The organism is Pseudomonas sp. GM30, from assembly GCF_000282275.2.
Classification (GTDB): domain Bacteria; phylum Pseudomonadota; class Gammaproteobacteria; order Pseudomonadales; family Pseudomonadaceae; genus Aquipseudomonas.
The window spans coordinates 17,962-37,027 of the sequence record NZ_AKJP02000014.1; the positions used below are offsets into that span (position 1 = coordinate 17,962).

Annotated in this window: 16 protein-coding genes; 14 read left to right on the top strand and 2 right to left on the bottom strand. The window is 60.9% G+C overall.

Annotated elements, in window-relative coordinates; translation table 11 throughout:
- Window positions 1-58: 58 nt before the first annotated feature.
- Window positions 59-376 carry a Rieske (2Fe-2S) protein gene (locus PMI25_RS11215; protein WP_007963904.1) on the top strand — a complete coding sequence of 106 codons (318 nt, stop codon included), beginning with the start codon at window positions 59-61 and terminating at the stop codon, window positions 374-376.
- On the opposite strand, the gene sfsA is transcribed toward PMI25_RS11215, so the two are convergent.
- Window positions 373-1,086, bottom strand: coding sequence for a DNA/RNA nuclease SfsA (gene sfsA, locus PMI25_RS11220; RefSeq protein ID WP_007963903.1), 714 nt, complete (start codon window positions 1,084-1,086; stop codon window positions 373-375). The two genes, PMI25_RS11215 and sfsA, sit on opposite strands and share 4 nt — an antisense overlap.
- On the bottom strand, window positions 1,086-2,258 hold the full coding sequence (locus tag PMI25_RS11225; RefSeq protein WP_007963902.1) for a pyridoxal phosphate-dependent aminotransferase: 1,173 nt from the start codon (window positions 2,256-2,258) through the stop codon (window positions 1,086-1,088). Before PMI25_RS11225 ends, sfsA begins: the two co-directional genes overlap by 1 nt.
- 334 nt (window positions 2,259-2,592) lie before the next feature.
- Here PMI25_RS11225 and dksA point away from each other — a divergent pair, with 334 nt between their 5' ends.
- From dksA to PMI25_RS11290, 13 genes are all read left to right on the top strand, one after another.
- Entirely contained in the window at window positions 2,593-3,036 is a 444-nt protein-coding gene (gene dksA, locus PMI25_RS11230) for an RNA polymerase-binding protein DksA (protein ID WP_003228250.1), read from the top strand.
- Window positions 3,037-3,227: 191 nt separating this feature from the next.
- Window positions 3,228-4,124 carry a tRNA glutamyl-Q(34) synthetase GluQRS gene (gene gluQRS, locus PMI25_RS11235; protein WP_007963901.1) on the top strand — a complete coding sequence of 299 codons (897 nt, stop codon included), beginning with the start codon at window positions 3,228-3,230 and terminating at the stop codon, window positions 4,122-4,124.
- A 77-nt stretch (window positions 4,125-4,201) separates the two neighbouring features.
- Window positions 4,202-4,378, top strand: coding sequence for a hypothetical protein (locus PMI25_RS28785; RefSeq protein ID WP_003176118.1), 177 nt, complete (start codon window positions 4,202-4,204; stop codon window positions 4,376-4,378).
- Entirely contained in the window at window positions 4,362-7,316 is a 2,955-nt protein-coding gene (locus PMI25_RS11245) for a sensor histidine kinase (protein ID WP_007963899.1), read from the top strand. The genes PMI25_RS28785 and PMI25_RS11245 overlap by 17 nt, the downstream gene beginning before the upstream one ends.
- Window positions 7,317-7,338: 22 nt before the next feature.
- A complete protein-coding gene (locus PMI25_RS11250) occupies window positions 7,339-8,775 on the top strand; it encodes a sigma-54-dependent transcriptional regulator (protein ID WP_007963897.1) in 1,437 nt (478 codons plus the stop codon).
- A gap of 733 nt (window positions 8,776-9,508) precedes the next feature.
- Complete coding sequence (locus PMI25_RS11255; protein WP_007963895.1) at window positions 9,509-10,909, top strand: polynucleotide adenylyltransferase PcnB; 1,401 nt, start codon at window positions 9,509-9,511, stop codon at window positions 10,907-10,909.
- A 3-nt stretch (window positions 10,910-10,912) separates the two neighbouring features.
- A complete protein-coding gene (folK, locus tag PMI25_RS11260; RefSeq protein ID WP_007963894.1) occupies window positions 10,913-11,398 on the top strand; it encodes a 2-amino-4-hydroxy-6-hydroxymethyldihydropteridine diphosphokinase in 486 nt (161 codons plus the stop codon).
- A gap of 353 nt (window positions 11,399-11,751) precedes the next feature.
- On the top strand, window positions 11,752-12,552 hold the full coding sequence (panB, locus tag PMI25_RS11265) for a 3-methyl-2-oxobutanoate hydroxymethyltransferase (RefSeq protein ID WP_007963890.1): 801 nt from the start codon (window positions 11,752-11,754) through the stop codon (window positions 12,550-12,552).
- Window positions 12,549-13,409, top strand: a complete 861-nt coding sequence (gene panC, locus PMI25_RS11270; RefSeq protein ID WP_007963889.1) for a pantoate--beta-alanine ligase — start codon at window positions 12,549-12,551, stop codon at window positions 13,407-13,409. The genes panB and panC overlap by 4 nt, the downstream gene beginning before the upstream one ends.
- A 137-nt stretch (window positions 13,410-13,546) precedes the next feature.
- A complete protein-coding gene (gene panD, locus PMI25_RS11275; protein WP_007963888.1) occupies window positions 13,547-13,927 on the top strand; it encodes an aspartate 1-decarboxylase in 381 nt (126 codons plus the stop codon).
- Window positions 13,928-14,157: 230 nt separating this feature from the next.
- Window positions 14,158-15,822 (top strand): glucose-6-phosphate isomerase, encoded by a 1,665-nt coding sequence (gene pgi, locus PMI25_RS11280; RefSeq protein ID WP_007963887.1) that lies wholly within the window; start codon window positions 14,158-14,160, stop codon window positions 15,820-15,822.
- A gap of 265 nt (window positions 15,823-16,087) precedes the next feature.
- Window positions 16,088-18,025: an acetate--CoA ligase gene (acs, locus tag PMI25_RS11285; RefSeq protein ID WP_007963886.1), complete on the top strand. Its 1,938-nt coding sequence runs from the start codon at window positions 16,088-16,090 to the stop codon at window positions 18,023-18,025.
- Between the two features lie 51 nt (window positions 18,026-18,076).
- Complete coding sequence (locus PMI25_RS11290; protein WP_007963885.1) at window positions 18,077-18,949, top strand: oxygenase MpaB family protein; 873 nt, start codon at window positions 18,077-18,079, stop codon at window positions 18,947-18,949.
- Window positions 18,950-19,066 lie beyond the last annotated feature (117 nt).

Consider the following 19,066-nt stretch of genomic DNA (forward strand, 5'->3'; position numbering starts at 1 on the left):
TGCATTTAAACGTCAAGCTCGGACATTTCCTGAAACGAGCCGACACTTGAGGATAGCCATGAAGTTTTTATGCGCCGGCACCGATCTCACTGAGGCCAGCAGCCGTGGATTCGACATTGACGGCAACAAACTGTTTGCCGTGCGCCGCAATGGCCAGGCCTATGTTTATCTCAACCGTTGCCCGCATCGTGGCGTCAGCCTGGAATGGCACCCCGACCAGTTTCTAGACCCGAGCAACAGCCTGATCCAGTGCGCCACCCACGGCGCACTGTTTCTGATCGAGGACGGCGAATGCGTCGCCGGGCCCTGCGCCGGGCAATCCCTGACCGCCATTCCCTGCCGCGAAGACGCACAGGGGCTGTGGATAGATGTTTAACCGTTGAGCAAAACGTCCAGCCGCCGGTCGATCACCATCTCTTCGTGGTTCAAACGCACGCCGTAGGCCAACACCTCGACCCCGCACGCCACCGCTTCGTGCAGGGCATCCGCGTAGGCCGAATCGATTTCCTCGGCCGGACGCACCGCCTCGATCCCGCTGAGATTGACGCAATACAGCTGCACCGCACGAATACCGTCACGGGCGAGGTGTGCCAGCTCCCGCAGATGCTTGGCGCCACGCTGGGTGACCGCGTCGGGAAACGCCGCGACGTTCGTCCCGTCGAACCCCAAAGTGACACTCTTCACTTCCACATAAGCCGGCCCGCTCGGGTATTCAAGGCGGAAATCGATACGGCTTTTTTCCTGACCGTATGCCACTTCGCGTTTAAGCGCCGTGAAGCCGTTCAACTCGCTGATGACACCGGCCTGCAGCGCCTCTTCAACGAGGGCGTTGGCGCGGCCGGTGTTCACGCAGAACAGTCGACCCTGCGGCGTTTCCCCGATTTCCCAAGTGCCGGGCAGTTTGCGCTTCGGGTCGTTTGAGCGACTGAACCACACTTGCCCGCCTTCAACCTGACAGTTGAGCATCGAACCGGTGTTCGGACAGTGTAGGGTCAACAACTCGCCGTTGACCGTTTCAACATCTGCCAAAAAACGTTTGTAGCGACGGATCAGCCGCGCCTCTTCCAGAGCCGGATAAAAGCGCATCAGCCTTGCCAGCTCTTCAGGCCGCGAGCGATACGCTCCACCGCTTCCTGTAAGCGAGGGAGGTTTTGCGTGTAGGCAAAACGCACATGGTGGCTGGCCTGATAACGGCCGAAATCCAGACCCGGGGTGAAGGCTACGTGCTCGGTTTCGAGGAAATGTCGGCAGAACGCGAAGGCATCACCGCCGAACTGGCTGATATCGGCGTACAAATAGAACGCCCCTTCCGGCTCGACGGCGATGTTGAAACCCAACTCGCGCAACGCCGGCAGGAGGAAGTCGCGACGGCGGCCAAATTCGGCGCGGCGCTCTTCGAGAATGCTGATGGTGTCCGGCTCGAAACAGGCCAATGCGGCGTACTGCGCCATGCTCGGGGCGCTGATATAGAGGTTCTGCGCAAGCTTTTCCAGCTCACTGACCGCCGCATCCGGCGCCACCAGCCAGCCGAGGCGCCAACCGGTCATGCCGAAATACTTGGAGAAACTGTTGAGGACAAAAGCGCTGTCATCGACTTCCAGCACGCTGGCGGCATCGGTGCCGTAAGTCAGGCCGTGGTAGATCTCGTCCACCACCAGATGCCCGTGGCGCGCCTTGATCGCGGTGGATAACCCGGCCATTTCGTCACGGGTCAGGATGGTGCCGGTCGGGTTGGCCGGCGACGCCACCAACGCTCCCACGCTATCGTGATCCCAGTGACGCGCCACCAGATCCGGGGTCAGTTGATAACGCACCTCCGGCCCGACCGGCACCAGTTGCGCCGCGCCTTCGACCAGACGCAGGAAGTGCCGGTTGCACGGGTAACCCGGGTCGGCCAGCAGCCAGTGCTTACCCGGATCGACCAGCAAGGCACTGGCCAGCAACAGCGCGCCGGAGCCACCCGGCGTGATCAGGATCCGTCGCGGATCGATGTTCAGGCCATAACGCGCCTGATAGAACCCGGAAATCGCCTCGCGCAGTTCAGGAATACCGCGCGCCGCGGTGTAGCGGGTCTTGCCCGCCGTCAGCGCCGCTTGCCCGGCCCGGATGATCGGCTCGGCCGTGGTGAAGTCCGGCTCGCCGATTTCCAGGTGGATCACGTCGTGGCCTTCGGCCTGCAGTTCGTTGGCCCGCGCCAGCAGCGCCATCACATGGAACGGTTCGATCGCACGACTGCGCGCACTGTAAGGCTGAGCCATTGGTTTTCCTTCGACGGGGAAAAAGAGACGATTCTACCCATCTGCCGGAACGAGCGAGAACCCGTCGCGGTCACAGCCTCAAGAACGCTGGACTGTAACGATATGAGCGTACGCTCCAGGATTGACTAAAATCAGTGATTGTACAGGCTTTCATCAGCGCCAGACACGGCTTGCCAAACATCTGCAAGCGCCACCCGCCGGGGCCTCGACATCCGGGAGTAGCGCGGGCCGAATTGATCTGGTAAGTTCGCCCGCTTGCAGCCGCAGGGCCGGCAGGTGTCGGTGATGGAGCAATCCTGCGCAATGGATTACAAGAGTAGAGGCGGTCCATTTCATGCCCACCCAAGCAAAGCAACAGCAGCAAGCGACGATCAGCGGCTTCGAACCTTATGTTCCGAAGGCCGGCGAAGAGTACATGGGCGCCCCCATGCGCGCGCACTTCACCAAGATCCTGAACAAGTGGAAACAGGACTTGATGCAGGAAGTCGACCGTACTGTTGATCACATGAAAGACGAAGCGGCCAACTTCCCTGATCCGGCCGACCGTGCCAGCCAGGAAGAAGAATTCGCCCTCGAGCTGCGCGCCCGCGACCGCGAGCGCAAGTTGATCAAGAAGATCGACAAGACCCTCGAACTGATCCAGGACGAAGAGTACGGCTGGTGCGAGTCCTGCGGCATCGAGATCGGCGTCAAGCGCCTCGAGGCCCGTCCTACCGCCGATCTGTGCATCGACTGCAAGACCCTGGCGGAAATCAAGGAAAAGCAGGTCGGCAAGTAATCTCGACCTGAACGAAAAACGGAGCGTGCGAACGCTCCGTTTTTGTTTCTGCCTTTTGCTTTTGTGTAGGAGTGAGCCTGCTCGCGATAGCGGTTTGATATTCAATATCAATGATGACTGACTCACCCCCATCGCGAGCAGGCTCACTCCTACAAGTTGACCTGCGCACGCCCTGAAAAGTAGTTTGACCCATGACTGCCAAAACTGCCCCCGCCTACATCGGCCGCTTCGCCCCCACTCCCAGTGGCCACCTGCACTTCGGTTCGCTGGTCGCCGCGCTCGCCTCTTACCTCGACGCGCGCGCGGTCGGCGGACGCTGGCTGGTGCGCATGGAAGACCTCGATCCGCCTCGGGAAGAACCCGGCGCACAGGCGGCGATTCTCAAGGCGCTGGAAAGCTACGGTTTCGAATGGGACGGCGAGATGGTGCGCCAGAGTGACCGGCACGCTGCCTACGCCGAAGTCCTCAACAGTCTGTTCAATCACGGCCTCGCTTATGCGTGCACCTGTTCGCGCAAGCAGCTGGAGCCGTATCACGGGATATATCCGGGGCTGTGCCGCAATGCCGGGCATGAACAGCAAGGCGCGGCGATCCGCCTGCGCGTGCCGGAACTGGAATACCACTTCATCGACCGGGTGCAAGGCGAATTTCGCCAGCACCTGGGGCGTGATGTCGGCGATTTCGTGATTCGCCGCCGCGACGGCCTCTACGCCTATCAACTGGCCGTGGTACTGGATGACGCCTGGCAAGGCATCACTGACATCGTGCGCGGCGCCGACTTGCTCGACTCCACCCCGCGCCAGCTCTACCTGCAGGAATTGTTGGGCTTGCGTCAGCCGCGCTACCTGCACCTGCCGCTGATCACGCAACCGGACGGCAACAAACTCGGCAAATCCTACCGCTCGCCACCGCTTGAGGCCGACCAGGCCACGCCGCTGCTGTTGCGAGCCCTGCGTTCACTGGGCCAAAACCCCGGCGCCCAACTGGCCCACGCTTCACCGCAGGAATTGCTCAAATGGGGCGCAGCCCACTGGGATGCGACAAAGATCCCGCGCACACTGAGCCTGCCCGAAGCGCAACTGCAATGACGGCACTTGCAGTGGCGCGCCCATCCGTTACCATCGCCGCACGTTTTCGGGCACGCGCATAAAAAAGAGAGGCCGGGATGTACATCTATCGCTTGGTCCTGCTTCTGGTCGTGGGAATCTATCTGTTTTCGCCAGCCATCATGGATTGGTGGATCGACGCCACGGGCGCCTGGTATCGGCCGTATCTGCTCTGGTTGATCCTGATTGTCGTGACCTTCATCCTGCAGAGCCAAAAAGATGCCGATGAGCTTTAGCCTGACCCAGATGATCCTGATCAGCGCCGCGTACCTGGCGGTGCTGTTCGGCGTCGCCTGGATCAGCGAACGGGGCATGATCCCGCGGGCGATCATTCGCCACCCGCTGACCTACACCCTGTCGCTGGGGGTCTACGCCAGTGCCTGGGCGTTTTATGGCACGGTGGGCCTGGCCTATCAGTACGGCTACGGGTTTCTGTCCAGTTATCTCGGGGTGTCTGGAGCGTTTTTGCTGGCGCCGGTGCTGCTGTACCCGATCCTGAAAATCACTCGCACTTATCAACTGTCGTCGCTGGCGGACCTGTTCGCTTTCCGCTTTCGCAGCACCTGGGCCGGCGCGCTGACCACGATCTTCATGCTGATCGGCGTACTGCCGCTGCTGGCGTTGCAGATTCAGGCGGTGGCCGACTCCATCGGCATCCTCACCGGCGAGCCGATCCAGAGCCGCGTCGCGCTGGCGTTCTGCGCATTGATCATCCTGTTCACGATTTTCTTCGGTTCCCGACATATCGCCACCCGCGAGAAACACGAAGGGCTGGTGTTCGCGATTGCCTTCGAGTCGGTGATCAAGTTGATCGCCCTCGGCGGCGTCGGCCTCTATGCGCTGTACGGCGTGTTCGACGGCCCGCAACAGCTGGAGTTATGGCTACTGCAGAACCAGACCGCCCTCGCCGCGCTGCATACGCCGCTGCAGGAAGGCCCGTGGCGCACGCTGTTGCTGGTGTTCTTCGCCTCGGCGATCGTGATGCCGCACATGTATCACATGACCTTCACCGAAAACCTCAATCCGCGCTCGCTGGTCAGCGCCAGTTGGGGCCTGCCGCTGTTCCTGCTGCTGATGAGCCTGGCGGTGCCGCTGATTCTCTGGGCCGGCCTGAAGCTCGGCGCCACCACTGACCCGGAATATTTCACCCTCGGCATCGGCATCGCTGCCAACAGCAAACCGCTGGCCTTGCTGGCGTACGTCGGTGGATTATCGGCGGCCAGTGGCCTGATCATCGTCACCACCCTGGCACTGTCGGGCATGGCGCTGAACCACTTGGTGCTGCCGCTCTATCAGCCACCGGCTGAAGGCAACATCTATCGCTGGCTGAAGTGGACCCGCCGGGCGCTGATCGTCGCGATCATCATGGCCGGTTTCTGCTTTTACCTGATGCTCGGCGCCGGACAGGATCTGGCCAACCTCGGCATCGTCGCCTTCGTCGCCACCCTGCAATTCCTGCCCGGCGTGCTCTCGGTGCTGTACTGGCCGACCGCCAACCGTCGCGGGTTTATCGCCGGCTTGCTGGCGGGGATTCTGGTTTGGGTGGTGACCATGCTGTTGCCGCTGGTCGGCAACCTGCAGGGTTTCTACATTCCCCTGTTGAACATGATTTACGTGCTGGACGACACCAGTTGGCACATGGCGGCCATCGCCTCGCTGGCGGCCAACGTATTGATGTTCACCCTGATCTCGCTGTTCACCAACGCCAGCCCTGAAGAAGCCAGCGCCGCCGAAGCCTGCGCGGTGGATAACGTGCGTCGCCCGCAACGCCGTGAACTGCATGCGGCCTCGCCCCAGGAGTTCGCCACGCAACTGGCCAAACCGCTGGGCGCCAAGGCGGCACAGAAAGAAGTCGAGCAGGCGCTGCGCGATCTCTATCTGCCGTTCGACGAACGCCGTCCTTATGCATTGCGTCGTCTACGCGATCGCATTGAAGCCAACCTCTCCGGCCTGATGGGCCCGAGCGTGGCGCAGGACATGGTCGAAACCTTCCTGCCGTACAAGGCCGGTGGCGAAAACTACGTCACCGAAGACATCCACTTCATCGAAAGCCGTCTCGAGGATTACCACTCGCGCCTCACCGGGCTGGCCGCCGAACTCGATGCCCTGCGCCGCTACCACCGCCAGACCTTGCAGGAATTGCCGATGGGCGTCTGCTCGCTGGCCAAGGACCAGGAGATTCTGATGTGGAACAAGGCCATGGAAGAACTCACCGGCATCGCCGCGCAACGGGTGGTGGGTTCGCGCCTGAGCACCATCGCCAATCCGTGGAAGCAATTGCTGCAAGGCTTCATCAACCTGCCCGACGAACACTTGCACAAACAGCACCTGGCCCTCGACGGCCAGACCCGCTGGCTCAATCTGCACAAAGCAGCGATCGACGAACCGTTGGCACCGGGCAACAGCGGCCTGGTGCTGCTAGTGGAAGACCTGACCGAAACGCAGATGCTCGAAGACAAACTGGTGCATTCCGAACGCCTGGCGAGCATCGGCCGTCTCGCGGCAGGCGTAGCCCATGAAATCGGCAATCCGATCACCGGCATCGCCTGTCTGGCGCAGAACCTGCGCGAAGAGCGCGAAGAAGACGGTGAACTGACGGAAATCAGCGGGCAGATTCTCGAACAGACCAAGCGAGTGTCACGCATCGTGCAGTCGCTGATGAGCTTCGCCCACGCCGGCAGCCATCAGCACAGCGACGAACCGGTTTGTCTGGCGGAAGTGGCGCAGGACGCCATCGGCCTGCTGGCGCTGAACCGGCGCAATTTCGAAGTGCAGTTCTACAACCTGTGCGATCCGGATCACTGGGTCGAAGGCGATCCGCAGCGGCTCGCCCAGGTGTTGATCAATCTGCTCTCCAACGCCCGTGATGCCTCGCCTGCGGGCAGTGCGGTGCGGGTCAAGAGTGAAGCCGGCGAACACACGGTCGATCTGATCGTCGAAGACGAAGGCAGTGGTATTCCGCAGAACATCATGGACCGATTGTTCGAACCTTTCTTCACCACCAAGGACCCTGGCGAAGGTACCGGTCTGGGCCTTGCACTGGTCTATTCCATCGTTGAAGAGCATTATGGACAAATCACCATCGACAGCCCGGCTGATGTTCAAAGCCAGCGCGGCACCCGTATCCGGGTGACCTTACCGCGTCATGTCGAAGCGACGTCCGCTGTGAACTGAGACCGTCGAGAGTATCGAATCAATGCCGCACATTTTGATCGTCGAAGACGAAACCATTATCCGCTCCGCCTTGCGCCGCCTGCTGGAACGTAACCAGTATCAGGTCAGCGAAGCCGGTTCTGTGCAGGAAGCACAAGAACGCTTCAGTATTCCCACATTCGATCTGATCGTCAGCGACCTGCGCCTGCCTGGCGCCCCCGGCACCGAGCTGATCAAGCTTGGCCAGGGCAAACCGGTGCTGATCATGACCAGCTACGCCAGTCTGCGCTCGGCGGTCGACTCGATGAAGATGGGCGCGGTGGACTACATCGCCAAGCCTTTCGATCACGATGAAATGCTTCAGGCCGTCGCGCGGATCCTGCGTGATCACCAGTCGGCACCTGCCGCCGGCGAAGTGCCTGCCGGCAAAGCAGCCAATGGCAGCGGCAAACCGTCTGTCGACAACAGCAACGGCGAAATCGGCATCATTGGCTCGTGCCCGCCGATGCAGGATCTGTACAGCAAGATCCGCAAAGTCGCACCGACCGATTCCAATGTCCTGATCCAGGGCGAGTCCGGCACCGGTAAAGAGCTGGTGGCCCGCGCTCTGCACAACCTGTCCAAGCGCGCCAAGGCACCGATGATTTCGGTGAACTGCGCGGCCATTCCGGAAAGCCTGATCGAGTCCGAACTGTTCGGCCACGAAAAAGGCGCGTTCACTGGCGCCAGCGCCGGTCGCGCCGGTCTGGTGGAAGCGGCGGACGGCGGCACGCTGTTCCTCGACGAGATTGGCGAATTGCCGCTGGAAGCCCAGGCCCGACTGCTGCGCGTGCTGCAGGAAGGCGAGATTCGCCGCGTGGGTTCGGTGCAGTCGCAAAAGGTCGATGTGCGCCTGATCGCCGCGACCCACCGCGACCTCAAGAGCCTGGCGAAAATCGGCCAGTTCCGTGAAGACTTGTATTACCGACTGCACGTGATTGCCCTGAAACTGCCGGCGTTGCGCGAACGTGGCGCCGACGTCAACGAAATCGCCACCGCGTTCCTCGCCCGTCAAAGTGCGCGCATCAACCGTACCGACCTGAAATTTGCCGCCGATGCCGAACAGGCCATCCGGCATTATTCCTGGCCGGGTAACGTGCGCGAGCTGGAAAACGCGGTGGAGCGCGCAGTGATCCTGAGCGAAAGCCCGGAAATCTCTGCCGATTTGCTGGGCATCGACATCGAGCTGAGCGACCTGGAAGACGACGAGTTCATCGGTCTGCCGCCACAAACGCCGGGTAACGCCAGCAACAGCAGTCATGAACCGACTGAAGACCTGTCGCTGGAAGACTACTTCCAGCACTTCGTTCTCGAGCATCAGGACCACATGACCGAGACCGAACTGGCGCGCAAACTGGGCGTCAGCCGCAAGTGCCTGTGGGAACGCCGTCAGCGCCTGGGCATTCCACGGCGCAAGACCGGGGTGACCAGCGAGAGCTGAACGTTACCTGTCGAGTGCGCGGGTAACGCTTGAAGACGTGAAAAAACTGTTACCTCAGTCCTTTCACGTAACAGAAGCCGGGGTTATCGGTAACGAAACCCCGGCTTTTTTTGGCCCCGAGAAAACGGTTATAACGACCTAACCCCTTGTTTTATTGGGCCTCGCAAAAGTTGGCACGGCACCTGCTATATGTTTGGTACAAGAACAATAACAAGCAATGCACAAGACAATAAAAATAAGACGAATCGACTCACGCACAATAAAAACAAGACGGCGAGAGGCGCAGCTAACTGATTCTTTTGGAGAGGCGTTGTATTTGGGGCTAGCCCCACGACCAGGCCGAGAACAACAAAAACTGTCCTAAGACAGAGCCTGTACTGGTTGGATCGCAAGATCACTGCAACACAGCGACCAAAGCAATCCGTTTGCTCTTGGCTCCCGATTGGGAGGGTCATGAAGGAAAAGCTTCATGGCGAGGGCACTCAACAAAAACAAGAAGCCCGAATCAATAATAAAAAGAGCACGCAACTACTTCTTGGGGAGCTTCGGCTCCCCTTGTAGTTTCTCCCGTTCGGAAAATCCTGCTGTTTTACCCTCCTCGACCCTTGCAGCTTGCGGCTTACAGCGCAAATCTGCTGCGTCCTACACCATCCCCCGACTAAATGCTAGAATCTGCGCCCATCATGCGGTCATTCTTTGGTATGGCCGAACATTCCTTCAAACAGTGCATCCCATGCTGAAGAAGCTGTTCCAGTCATTCCGAACTCCTGTGCGTCGTACGCAACACATCCGCAGCACCCCTGAAGTGCTCAACAGCGGCCAACATTCGCTGCAAAAGGGGCAATTCAGCCGCTATGCGGTGAATATCGTCGAACGCCTGCAAGGTGCCGGTTACCAGGCCTATCTGGTCGGTGGTTGCGTGCGTGACATGCTCCTGGGCATCACGCCCAAGGATTTCGACGTCGCCACCAGCGCCACCCCCGAGCAAGTCCGGGCCGAATTCCGCAATGCGCGGATCATCGGGCGCCGCTTCAAACTGGTGCATATCCATTTCGGTCGCGAAATCATCGAAGTCGCGACCTTCCGCGCCAATCACCCGGTCAATGAAGACGACGAAGACAGCAACCAGTCTTCGCGTAACGAGAGCGGGCGGATTCTGCGTGACAACGTCTACGGCACCCTGGAAGAAGACGCGCAACGCCGCGACTTCACCATCAACGCCTTGTATTACGATCCGGTCAGCGAGCGCATTCTCGATTACGCCAACGGCGTGCACGACATCCGCAATCACCTGATCCGCCTGATCGGCGATCCGAAGCAGCGTTACCAGGAAGACCCGGTGCGCATGCTGCGGGCCGTGCGTTTCGCCGCCAAGTTGAATTTCGGCATCGAGAAGCACACCGTGCAGCCGATCCGCGAACTGGCGCCGATGCTGCGCGAGATCCCGTCGGCCCGTCTGTTCGAGGAAGTGCTCAAGCTGTTCCTCTCCGGCCACGGCGCGATCACTTTCGAGATGCTGGTCGATCTGCAACTGTTCGCCCCGCTGTTCCCGGCCAGTGCCGACGCACTCGAACACAACCCGGAATACACCCACACGCTGATCAGCGAAGCGCTGACCAACACCGACCTGCGCATCAAGCAGAACAAACCGGTAACGCCGGCGTTCCTGTTTGCCGCGCTGCTGTGGCCTGCCCTGCCGGCGCGCGTGCTGCGTCTGCAGGAACGTGGCATGCCGCCAATTCCGGCCATGCAGGAAGGTGCACACGAGCTGATCGCCGAACAGTGCCAGCGCATCGCCATTCCAAAGCGTTTCACCATGCCGATCCGCGAGATCTGGGACATGCAGGAACGCCTGCCACGCCGCAGCGGCAAACGCGCCGACCTGCTGCTGGACAATCCACGCTTCCGCGCCGGCTACGACTTCCTGCTGCTTCGTGAAAGCGCTGGTGAGCAGACCGACGGTCTGGGTGAATGGTGGACGGACTATCAGGACGCCAACGACAGCGAGCGTCGCGAGATGATTCGCGAACTCAGCGGCAAGGGTGATGACGCCAGTGGCGCACCGCGCAAACGTCGCCGCAGCAGCGGTTCCAAGCGCAAGCGCGCCGGGGCGCCGAGCGCATCGGGCGAATAAGGCATGGAGCGCATCTATATCGGCCTGGGCAGCAACCTCGCTGACCCGGCCGAACAATTGCGCAGCGCGCTCGACGCGCTGGAGCAATTGCCGCAAACCACCCTCGCCGGCGTCTCGGCGTTCTATCAAAGCGACTCGCTGCTGCCGGGGCAACCGCGTTACACCAACGCAGTTGCTGCCCTCGACAGCGACCTCGCGCCGCTGGACTTGCTCAATGCGCTGCAAGCCATCGAGAACGATCAGGGTCGCGAGCGCCTCGAACGCTGGGGCCCACGCACGCTCGATCTGGACATTCTGTTGTTCGGCGATCGCCTGATCGACGAACCGCGTCTGAAAGTCCCGCACTACCAGATTCAGGAACGAGCGTTCGTGCTCTATCCTCTTGCCGAACTGGCCCCGCAGGATTTGCGTCTCGCCGACGGCCGCAGCCTGCCCGACCTGCTCGCTGCCTGCCCGTTTGTCGGCCTCGAACGCCTTCCCCACGCCTGACAAAAATCTCTCTGTGGATGGGGCCTCTGTGGCGAGGGGATTCATCCCCTCGCCACAAAGCTCTGCCACTACAAGGTTTTTTGTCGGACAAAAACGCCCCGATCAAGCCCTGCCGCAGCGCTGAATCGCATCAGTAACGCCGGTAACACTCCCCTCGTAACAATGCGGTAACACACGCAATTGACTTCCTAGGTTCTCCTCACGACTATAGGCGTCCCGCTGCCGCCAACCCGGCACATACGGGCGCAATCCAGGCCTTATAAGCACGACAAAAGAGCGTGCGCCTGAGTAGACGAAGAATCACGCGCGTTACTCGCAGTAGTTTCCAGAGCGCCTGAACGAGGATTTTTTACATGCCAGCCATCACCCTGACCACGCTCCAGAGCCTCAAGCAGAAAGGTGAAAAGATCACCATGCTGACCTGCTATGACGCGACCTTCGCCCACGCCTGCAACGAGGCCGGTGTCGAAGTGCTGCTGGTGGGCGACTCCCTCGGCATGGTTCTGCAAGGGCACGACAGCACCTTGCCGGTGACCATTGCAGAAATGGCCTATCACACCGCCTGCGTCAAACGCGGCAACAGCGACGCCCTGATCCTGGCTGACCTGCCGTTCATGGCCAACGCTACGATCGAGCAAACCCTGACCAACAGCGCGATGCTGATGCAGGCCGGCGCGCACATGATCAAGGTCGAAGGTGCGCTGTGGCTGGCGGAGTCGATCCGCCTGCTGGCCGAGCGCGGTGTGCCGGTCTGCGCACACATGGGCTTGACCCCACAAGCCGTGAACATTCTTGGCGGCTATAAAGTGCAGGGCCGCAACGAGAACCAGGCGCGGCAGATGCGTGCCGACGCGATCTCGCTCGAGCAGGCTGGCGCCGCCATGCTGCTGCTCGAATGCGTGCCGAGCGAACTGGCCGCCGAAATCAGTCAGGCCGTGAAGATTCCGGTCATCGGCATCGGCGCCGGTAGCGAGACCGACGGTCAGGTACTGGTGCTGCACGACATGCTCGGCCTGTCGATCACCGGCCGCGTACCGAAGTTCGTCAAGAACTTCATGCAGGGTCAGGACAGCATCCAGTCCGCACTGAAGGCCTACGTCAACGAAGTCAAAGGCGTTACTTTCCCTGGGATCGAACACGGATTCTCTGCATGAACACTGTTAAAACCGTACGCGAATTGCGCGCCGCCGTGGCGCGCGCCCGCAGTGAAGGCAAGCGCATCGGCTTCGTGCCGACCATGGGCAACCTGCACAGCGGCCATATCGCGCTGATCACCAAAGCCACTCAGCGCGTGGACTTCGTGGTCGCGAGCATTTTCGTCAACCCGCTGCAGTTCGGCGCCGGCGAAGACCTCGACAAGTACCCGCGCACCCTGGCGGCAGATCAGGAAAAACTGCTGCAAGCCGGCTGTCATTTGCTGTTCGCTCCGACCGTCGAAGAGATGTACCCCGACGGCATGGCCGGGCAGACTCGGGTCAGCGTGCCGCAACTGTCTGAAGGCCTCTGTGGCGCCAGCCGTCCGGGGCACTTCGAAGGTGTGGCGACGGTGGTCAGCAAGCTGTTCAACATGGTCCAGCCGGATCTGGCGATCTTCGGCCAGAAAGATTTCCAGCAACTGGCGGTGATCCGCGCGCTGGTGCATGACCTGAACATGCCGATCCAGATCATCGGCGAACCGACTGTGCGTGCGGCCGACGGCCTGGCGCTGTCGTCGCGCAATGGCTTCCTCAGCGAAGATCAACGTGCGGTGGCGCCGGTGGTCTATCGCACCCTGAGTACGATTGCCGAGTCGATCAAACAAGGCGAGCGAGATTTTCCGGCGCTGATCGCAGCCCAGGTGCAACAGCTGGAAGCCGCCGGCCTGCGTCCGGATTACCTGGAAATCCGGCATGCCCTGACCTTGCGTCCGGCGACCGCAGAAGACCGCGATCTGGTGATTCTGGTGGCCGCGTTTCTCGGCACCACGCGGTTGATCGACAACCTGCATCTGAACCTCGATAGCCCGGCTTAAAAAACAGCGCAATACCCCTGTAGGAGTGAGCTTGCTCGCTCCCACATTGGTTTCTGGTGTCCACATAGACCATATTGCCGCCCCCAAAGCCTTCGGGCACACTGCCCGCCGTTTGCTTCCAACCCTGGAAATCCCTCATGCACGCCATCATGCTCAAGGCCAAACTGCACCGCGCCGAAGTCACTCACGCGGTCCTCGATTACGAAGGTTCCTGCGCCATCGATGGCGAATGGCTGGACTTGTCCGGCATCCGTGAGTACGAGCAGATCCAGATCTATAACGTCGACAACGGCGAGCGTTTCACCACCTACGCGATTCGTGGCGAAGAAGGTTCGCGGATGATTTCGGTGAATGGCGCAGCCGCGCATAAAGCCAAGGTCGGCGACCGCGTGATCATTTGCGCCTACGCCCATTACAGCGAAGCGGAACTGGTCAATTTCAAGCCGCGCATGCTGTACATGGCCCCGGGCAACGAGCTCAGCCACACCAGCAACGCCATTCCGGTTCAGGTGGCCTGAGCCGCTTCGAGGCGCCACTCCCCTTCCGTTGGTCGGCCCGTTCCCGGTATTGATGTTAAAAAAGTACAGGGAACAGGTCAGAAGAAGTCAAGACAGATCGCAGCGCGAGGTTTACTGTATTCGCCCTGCGTTGAAAAATCGTGTCGACGCATTTGACCCTCGCCCAAACATGGCGTATCGGTCTGTTCTGTGTTCAAAAGGCCGTTCAAGTAAAAAGGAAAACCGCAGCGATGGCGTACTACCGCACTCCTCATGACGTTACCGCTCTGCCTGCCTGGCAAGCGTTGAAAGATCACCGCCAAGCCATGCAGGATTTCAGCATGCGCGAAGCCTTCAACGCCGATCCGCAGCGCTTCAATCAATTCACGCTCAGCAGCTGCGGCCTGTTTCTCGACTATTCGAAAAACCTGATCAACGCCGAGACCCGCAACCTGCTGGTGGGCCTGGCCAATGAAGTCGATCTGAAAGGCGCGATCAATGCGCTGTTCGACGGCGAAATCGTCAACGCCTCCGAAGGCCGCCCGGCACTGCACACCGCCCTGCGCCGCCCGGTGGGCGACAAGCTGTCGGTCAACGGCGTCAACGTGATGCCGGAAGTGCACAAGGTGCTGAACCAGATCACCGATCTGGTCGGCCGCATCCACGACGGTCTGTGGCGTGGTTACACCGAGAAGCCGATCACTGACGTGGTCAACATCGGCATCGGTGGTTCGTTCCTCGGCCCGGAGCTGGTCTCCGAAGCGCTGTTGTCCTACGCGCAGAAAGGCGTGCGTTGCCATTATCTGGCGAACATCGACGGCAGTGAGTTCCACGAACTGACACAAAAGCTGCGCGCCGAAACCACCCTGTTCATCGTTTCGTCGAAATCCTTCAACACCCTCGAAACCCTGAAGAACGCTCAGGCCGCCCGCGCCTGGTATCTGGCTCAGGGTGGTTCGGAAGCCGAGCTGTATCGCCACTTCATCGCGGTATCGAGCAACAACGCTGCGGCAGTCGCGTTCGGTATCCGTGAAGAAAACATCTTCCCGATGTGGGACTGGGTCGGCGGCCGATACTCGCTGTGGTCGGCCATCGGTCTGCCGATTGCCCTGGCCATCGGCATGTCCAACTTCAAGGAATTGCTGTCCGGTGCCTACACCATGGACCAGCATTTCCAGAGCGCACCGTTCGAACAGAACATGCCAGTACTGCTGGCCCTGCTCGGCGTGTGGTATGGCAACTTCTGGGGCGCACAGAGCCACGCGATCCTGCCGTACGACCACTACCTGCGCAACATCACCAAGCACTTGCAACAGCTGGACATGGAATCCAACGGCAAGAGCGTGCGTCAGGACGGCACCTCGGTGTCGACCGATACCGGCCCGGTGATCTGGGGTGGCGTCGGCTGCAACGGTCAACACGCGTATCACCAGTTGCTGCACCAGGGCACCCAACTGATCCCGGCCGATTTCATCGTGCCGATCGTCAGCTTCAACCCGGTCTCCGATCACCATCAGTGGCTGTACGCCAACTGCCTGTCGCAGAGCCAGGCGCTGATGCTCGGCAAGACCCTGCCGGAAGCCGAAGCCGAACTGCGCGAAAAAGGCATGAGCGAAGAGCAGGTGCACAAACTCGCACCGCACAAGGTGATCCCGGGCAACCGTCCGAGCAACACCATTGTGGTCGAGCGCATCAGCCCGCGGCGTCTCGGCGCGCTGGTCGCCATGTATGAGCACAAAGTGTTCGTGCAAAGCGTGGTCTGGGGCATCAACGCCTTCGACCAGTGGGGCGTGGAACTGGGCAAGGAACTGGGCAAAGGCGTTTACAACCGGCTGGTCGGCAGCGATGAAACCGTTGCTGACGATGCCTCCACCCAAGGCCTGATCAACTACTTCCGCGGTCGTCACCGCGGGTGATTTGAAAGCAAAACCCACAGGATTTGGATCAACCAGAATCCTGTGGGCAAGCAAATTCCCTTGTAGGAGTGAGCCTGCTCGCGATAGCGGTATGTCTTTAAGCATTGATGTTGACTGACACACCGCTATCGCGAGCAGGCTCACTCCTACAGTTGTTTTACGTACACCTGAATTCGATACCAGCCATCAGATTCCTGATGCGGCTTGAACCCTTGGCCCTCTCGGCGCATCTTTATTCTTCGCACAACAAGAATAAGGAACCGTCATGTTCGATATCAGCACGTTCCCCAAAGCCGATGCCGTCCGCCGGGCTGCGCAGTTGAGTCAGGACGACTATAAGCGCCTGTACCGCGAATCGATTGAACACCCCAGCACCTTCTGGGCCGAACAGGCCACGCGCTTCCTCGACTGGAGCACCCCGTGGCAGACCGTCCAGCGCTACGACCTGAAAACCGGTGAAGCGTCCTGGTTTACCGGCGGCCAACTGAACGTCAGTTACAACTGCATCGACCGTCACCTTGCCCAGCGCGGCGAGCAGACCGCGATTCTCTGGGAAGGCGACGACCCTGCCGAATCGGCGCAGATCACCTACAAAAAACTCCACCATCACGTCTGCCGCCTGGCCAATGTGCTGAAAAGCCGTGGTGTGAAAAAAGGCGACCGGGTGTGCATCTACATGCCGATGATTCCCGAGGCGGCCTACGCCATGCTCGCCTGCGCGCGGATCGGCGCGATTCACTCGGTAGTGTTCGGCGGCTTCTCCCCGGACTCCTTGCGCGACCGCATTCTCGACGCTGACTGCCGCACGGTGATCACCGCCGATGAAGGCGTGCGCGGCGGCAAATTTGTCCCGCTCAAGCACAACGTCGACAAGGCGCTGCAAAGTTGCCCGGATGTCAGCACCGTCATCGTCGTCGAACGCACTCAGGGCAAGGTCGACTGGGTCGAGGGCCGCGACCTCTGGTATCACCAGGCCGTGCGTGACGTCAGCGATGACTGCCCGCCAGAGCCGATGGACGCCGAGGATCCGCTGTTCATCCTTTACACCTCCGGCAGCACCGGCAAACCCAAAGGCGTGCTGCACACCACCGGTGGCTACCTGCTGCAGGCGGCGATGACCTTCAAATACGTGCTCGATTACCGCGACGGCGAAGTGTTCTGGTGCACCGCCGACGTCGGCTGGGTCACCGGCCACAGTTACATCGTCTACGGCCCGTTGGCCAACGGCGCGACCACCCTGATCTTCGAAGGCGTGCCGAGCTACCCGAGCACTTCGCGCTTCTGGCAGGTGATCGACAAACACCACGTCAACATCTTCTACACCGCGCCCACCGCCCTGCGCGCGCTGATGCGCGAAGGTGCCGGGCCGTTGCAGGAAACGTCGCGCGCAAGCCTCAGACTGCTCGGCAGTGTCGGTGAGCCGATCAACCCGGAAGCGTGGGAATGGTATTTCAATGTGGTCGGCGAGCAGCGCTGCCCGATTGTTGATACCTGGTGGCAGACCGAAACCGGCGGCATCATGCTCAGCCCGCTGGTCAGCGCACAGCGGATCAAACCGGGTTGCGCCACACAGCCGATGTTTGGCGTGCAACCGGTGCTGCTCGACGAGCACGGCAAGGAAATCAAAGGCGCCGGCAGCGGCGTGCTGGCGATCAAGTCGAGTTGGCCGGCGCAGATCCGCAGCGTCTACGGCGACCCGCAACGGATGGTCGACACCTATTTCAAACCCTACCCCGGCTATTACTTCACCGGTGACGGCGCACGCCGCGACGAGGACGGCGATTACTGGATCACCGGGCGCATCGACGACGTGATCAACGTCTCCGGCCACCGCATCGGCACCGCCGAAGTGGAAAGCGCGCTGGTGCTGCACGACAGCATCGCCGAAGCCGCCGTGGTCGGTTACCCGCACGATGTCAAAGGCCAGGGCATCTACGCCTTCGTTACACCCATGAACGGCGCCGAGCCGAGCGATGAGCTGAAGAAGGAACTGCTGGCCCACGTCAGCAAGGAGATCGGCAGCTTTGCCAAACCGGACCTGATCCAATGGGCGCCGGCCTTGCCGAAAACCCGTTCAGGCAAGATCATGCGGCGCATCTTGCGCAAGATCGCCTGCAACGAACTCGACAGCCTCGGCGACACCTCGACCCTGGCCGACCCGAGCGTAGTCCAGGGTTTGATCGACAAGCGCCTCAATCAGTAACATCCGTGGCGCGGTCAACCGGCCGCGCCCGTCCACCACCAATGAGTTGTCATGGAATTCATCCGCAGCCGTATCGAAAACCAACTCATGAGCCTGACCGGGCTGTCCCTCGGTCAACTCGACCTGGAAAACCCCAAGGGCGATCCTGGGCTGTTCGGCCCGGACTCGATCAGCTGGCAAGTCCATGGCGATTTCAGCAGCATGCTGATCGGCGGCATCAGCGCGTTGTTGCTGCAAGCCCTGCATCCGTTGGCGCTGGCCGGGGTCTGGGATCATTCGAATTTTCGTCAGGACATGCTCGGCCGTCTGCGTCGCACCAGCCAGTTTGTCTCCGGCACCACGTTTGGCTCACGCCGCGACGCCGAATGGCTGATCGAAAAAGTGCGCACCATTCACCTGCAAGTGGTCGGCACCGCGCCGGATGGCCGACCGTATGCGGCCAGCGATCCGGACCTGCTGACGTGGGTGCATGTGGCCGAGGTCAGTCACTTTCTTGCCGCGCATCTGCGTTACCGCAACCCGAATTTGTCTGGGGCGGATCAGGATCGCTATTACGCGGAAATCGCCGTGGTCGCCGAGCGCCTGGGTGCGCGGGATGTGCCGAAATCGCGGCAAGCCGTGGCCGACTATCTGCAACGCATGCGCCCGCAATTGCTCTGTGATGAGCGCAGCCGCGAAGTTCTGCGCCTGCTGCTCGACGCCCCGGCACCGAGCGTGCTGGCCCGTCCGTTTGGCGACCTGATGATGAAGGCCGGCATCGATCTGCTGCCGGATTGGGCCAGCGACCTGTTCGGCATACGACAGAATCCGCTGCAACGCCAGCTGATCCGCGCCAGCGTCAAACGCAGTGCGCCGATGCTGCGCTGGGCGATGCGCAACGGTTCGGTGCAGCGGGCAAAGCGGCGGATGGGTTTGCTCACCTGATCCATACACAGAACCCTGTGGCGAGGGAGCTTGCTCCCGCTGGGTTGCGCAGCGACCCTCGGAATGTTGCGAGCGCTTCGCACTCGAGCGGGAGCAAGCTCCCTCGCCACAGATCTG

Coding starts and splice junctions, on each gene's coding strand:
- PMI25_RS11215 (WP_007963904.1), top strand. CDS start 59: ATGAAGTTTTTATGCGCCGGCACCGATCTCACTGAGGCCAGCAGCCGT.
- sfsA (WP_007963903.1), bottom strand. CDS start 1,086: ATGCGCTTTTATCCGGCTCTGGAAGAGGCGCGGCTGATCCGTCGCTAC.
- PMI25_RS11225 (WP_007963902.1), bottom strand. CDS start 2,258: ATGGCTCAGCCTTACAGTGCGCGCAGTCGTGCGATCGAACCGTTCCAT.
- dksA (WP_003228250.1), top strand. CDS start 2,593: ATGCCCACCCAAGCAAAGCAACAGCAGCAAGCGACGATCAGCGGCTTC.
- gluQRS (WP_007963901.1), top strand. CDS start 3,228: ATGACTGCCAAAACTGCCCCCGCCTACATCGGCCGCTTCGCCCCCACT.
- PMI25_RS28785 (WP_003176118.1), top strand. CDS start 4,202: ATGTACATCTATCGCTTGGTCCTGCTTCTGGTCGTGGGAATCTATCTG.
- PMI25_RS11245 (WP_007963899.1), top strand. CDS start 4,362: ATGCCGATGAGCTTTAGCCTGACCCAGATGATCCTGATCAGCGCCGCG.
- PMI25_RS11250 (WP_007963897.1), top strand. CDS start 7,339: ATGCCGCACATTTTGATCGTCGAAGACGAAACCATTATCCGCTCCGCC.
- PMI25_RS11255 (WP_007963895.1), top strand. CDS start 9,509: ATGCTGAAGAAGCTGTTCCAGTCATTCCGAACTCCTGTGCGTCGTACG.
- folK (WP_007963894.1), top strand. CDS start 10,913: ATGGAGCGCATCTATATCGGCCTGGGCAGCAACCTCGCTGACCCGGCC.
- panB (WP_007963890.1), top strand. CDS start 11,752: ATGCCAGCCATCACCCTGACCACGCTCCAGAGCCTCAAGCAGAAAGGT.
- panC (WP_007963889.1), top strand. CDS start 12,549: ATGAACACTGTTAAAACCGTACGCGAATTGCGCGCCGCCGTGGCGCGC.
- panD (WP_007963888.1), top strand. CDS start 13,547: ATGCACGCCATCATGCTCAAGGCCAAACTGCACCGCGCCGAAGTCACT.
- pgi (WP_007963887.1), top strand. CDS start 14,158: ATGGCGTACTACCGCACTCCTCATGACGTTACCGCTCTGCCTGCCTGG.
- acs (WP_007963886.1), top strand. CDS start 16,088: ATGTTCGATATCAGCACGTTCCCCAAAGCCGATGCCGTCCGCCGGGCT.
- PMI25_RS11290 (WP_007963885.1), top strand. CDS start 18,077: ATGGAATTCATCCGCAGCCGTATCGAAAACCAACTCATGAGCCTGACC.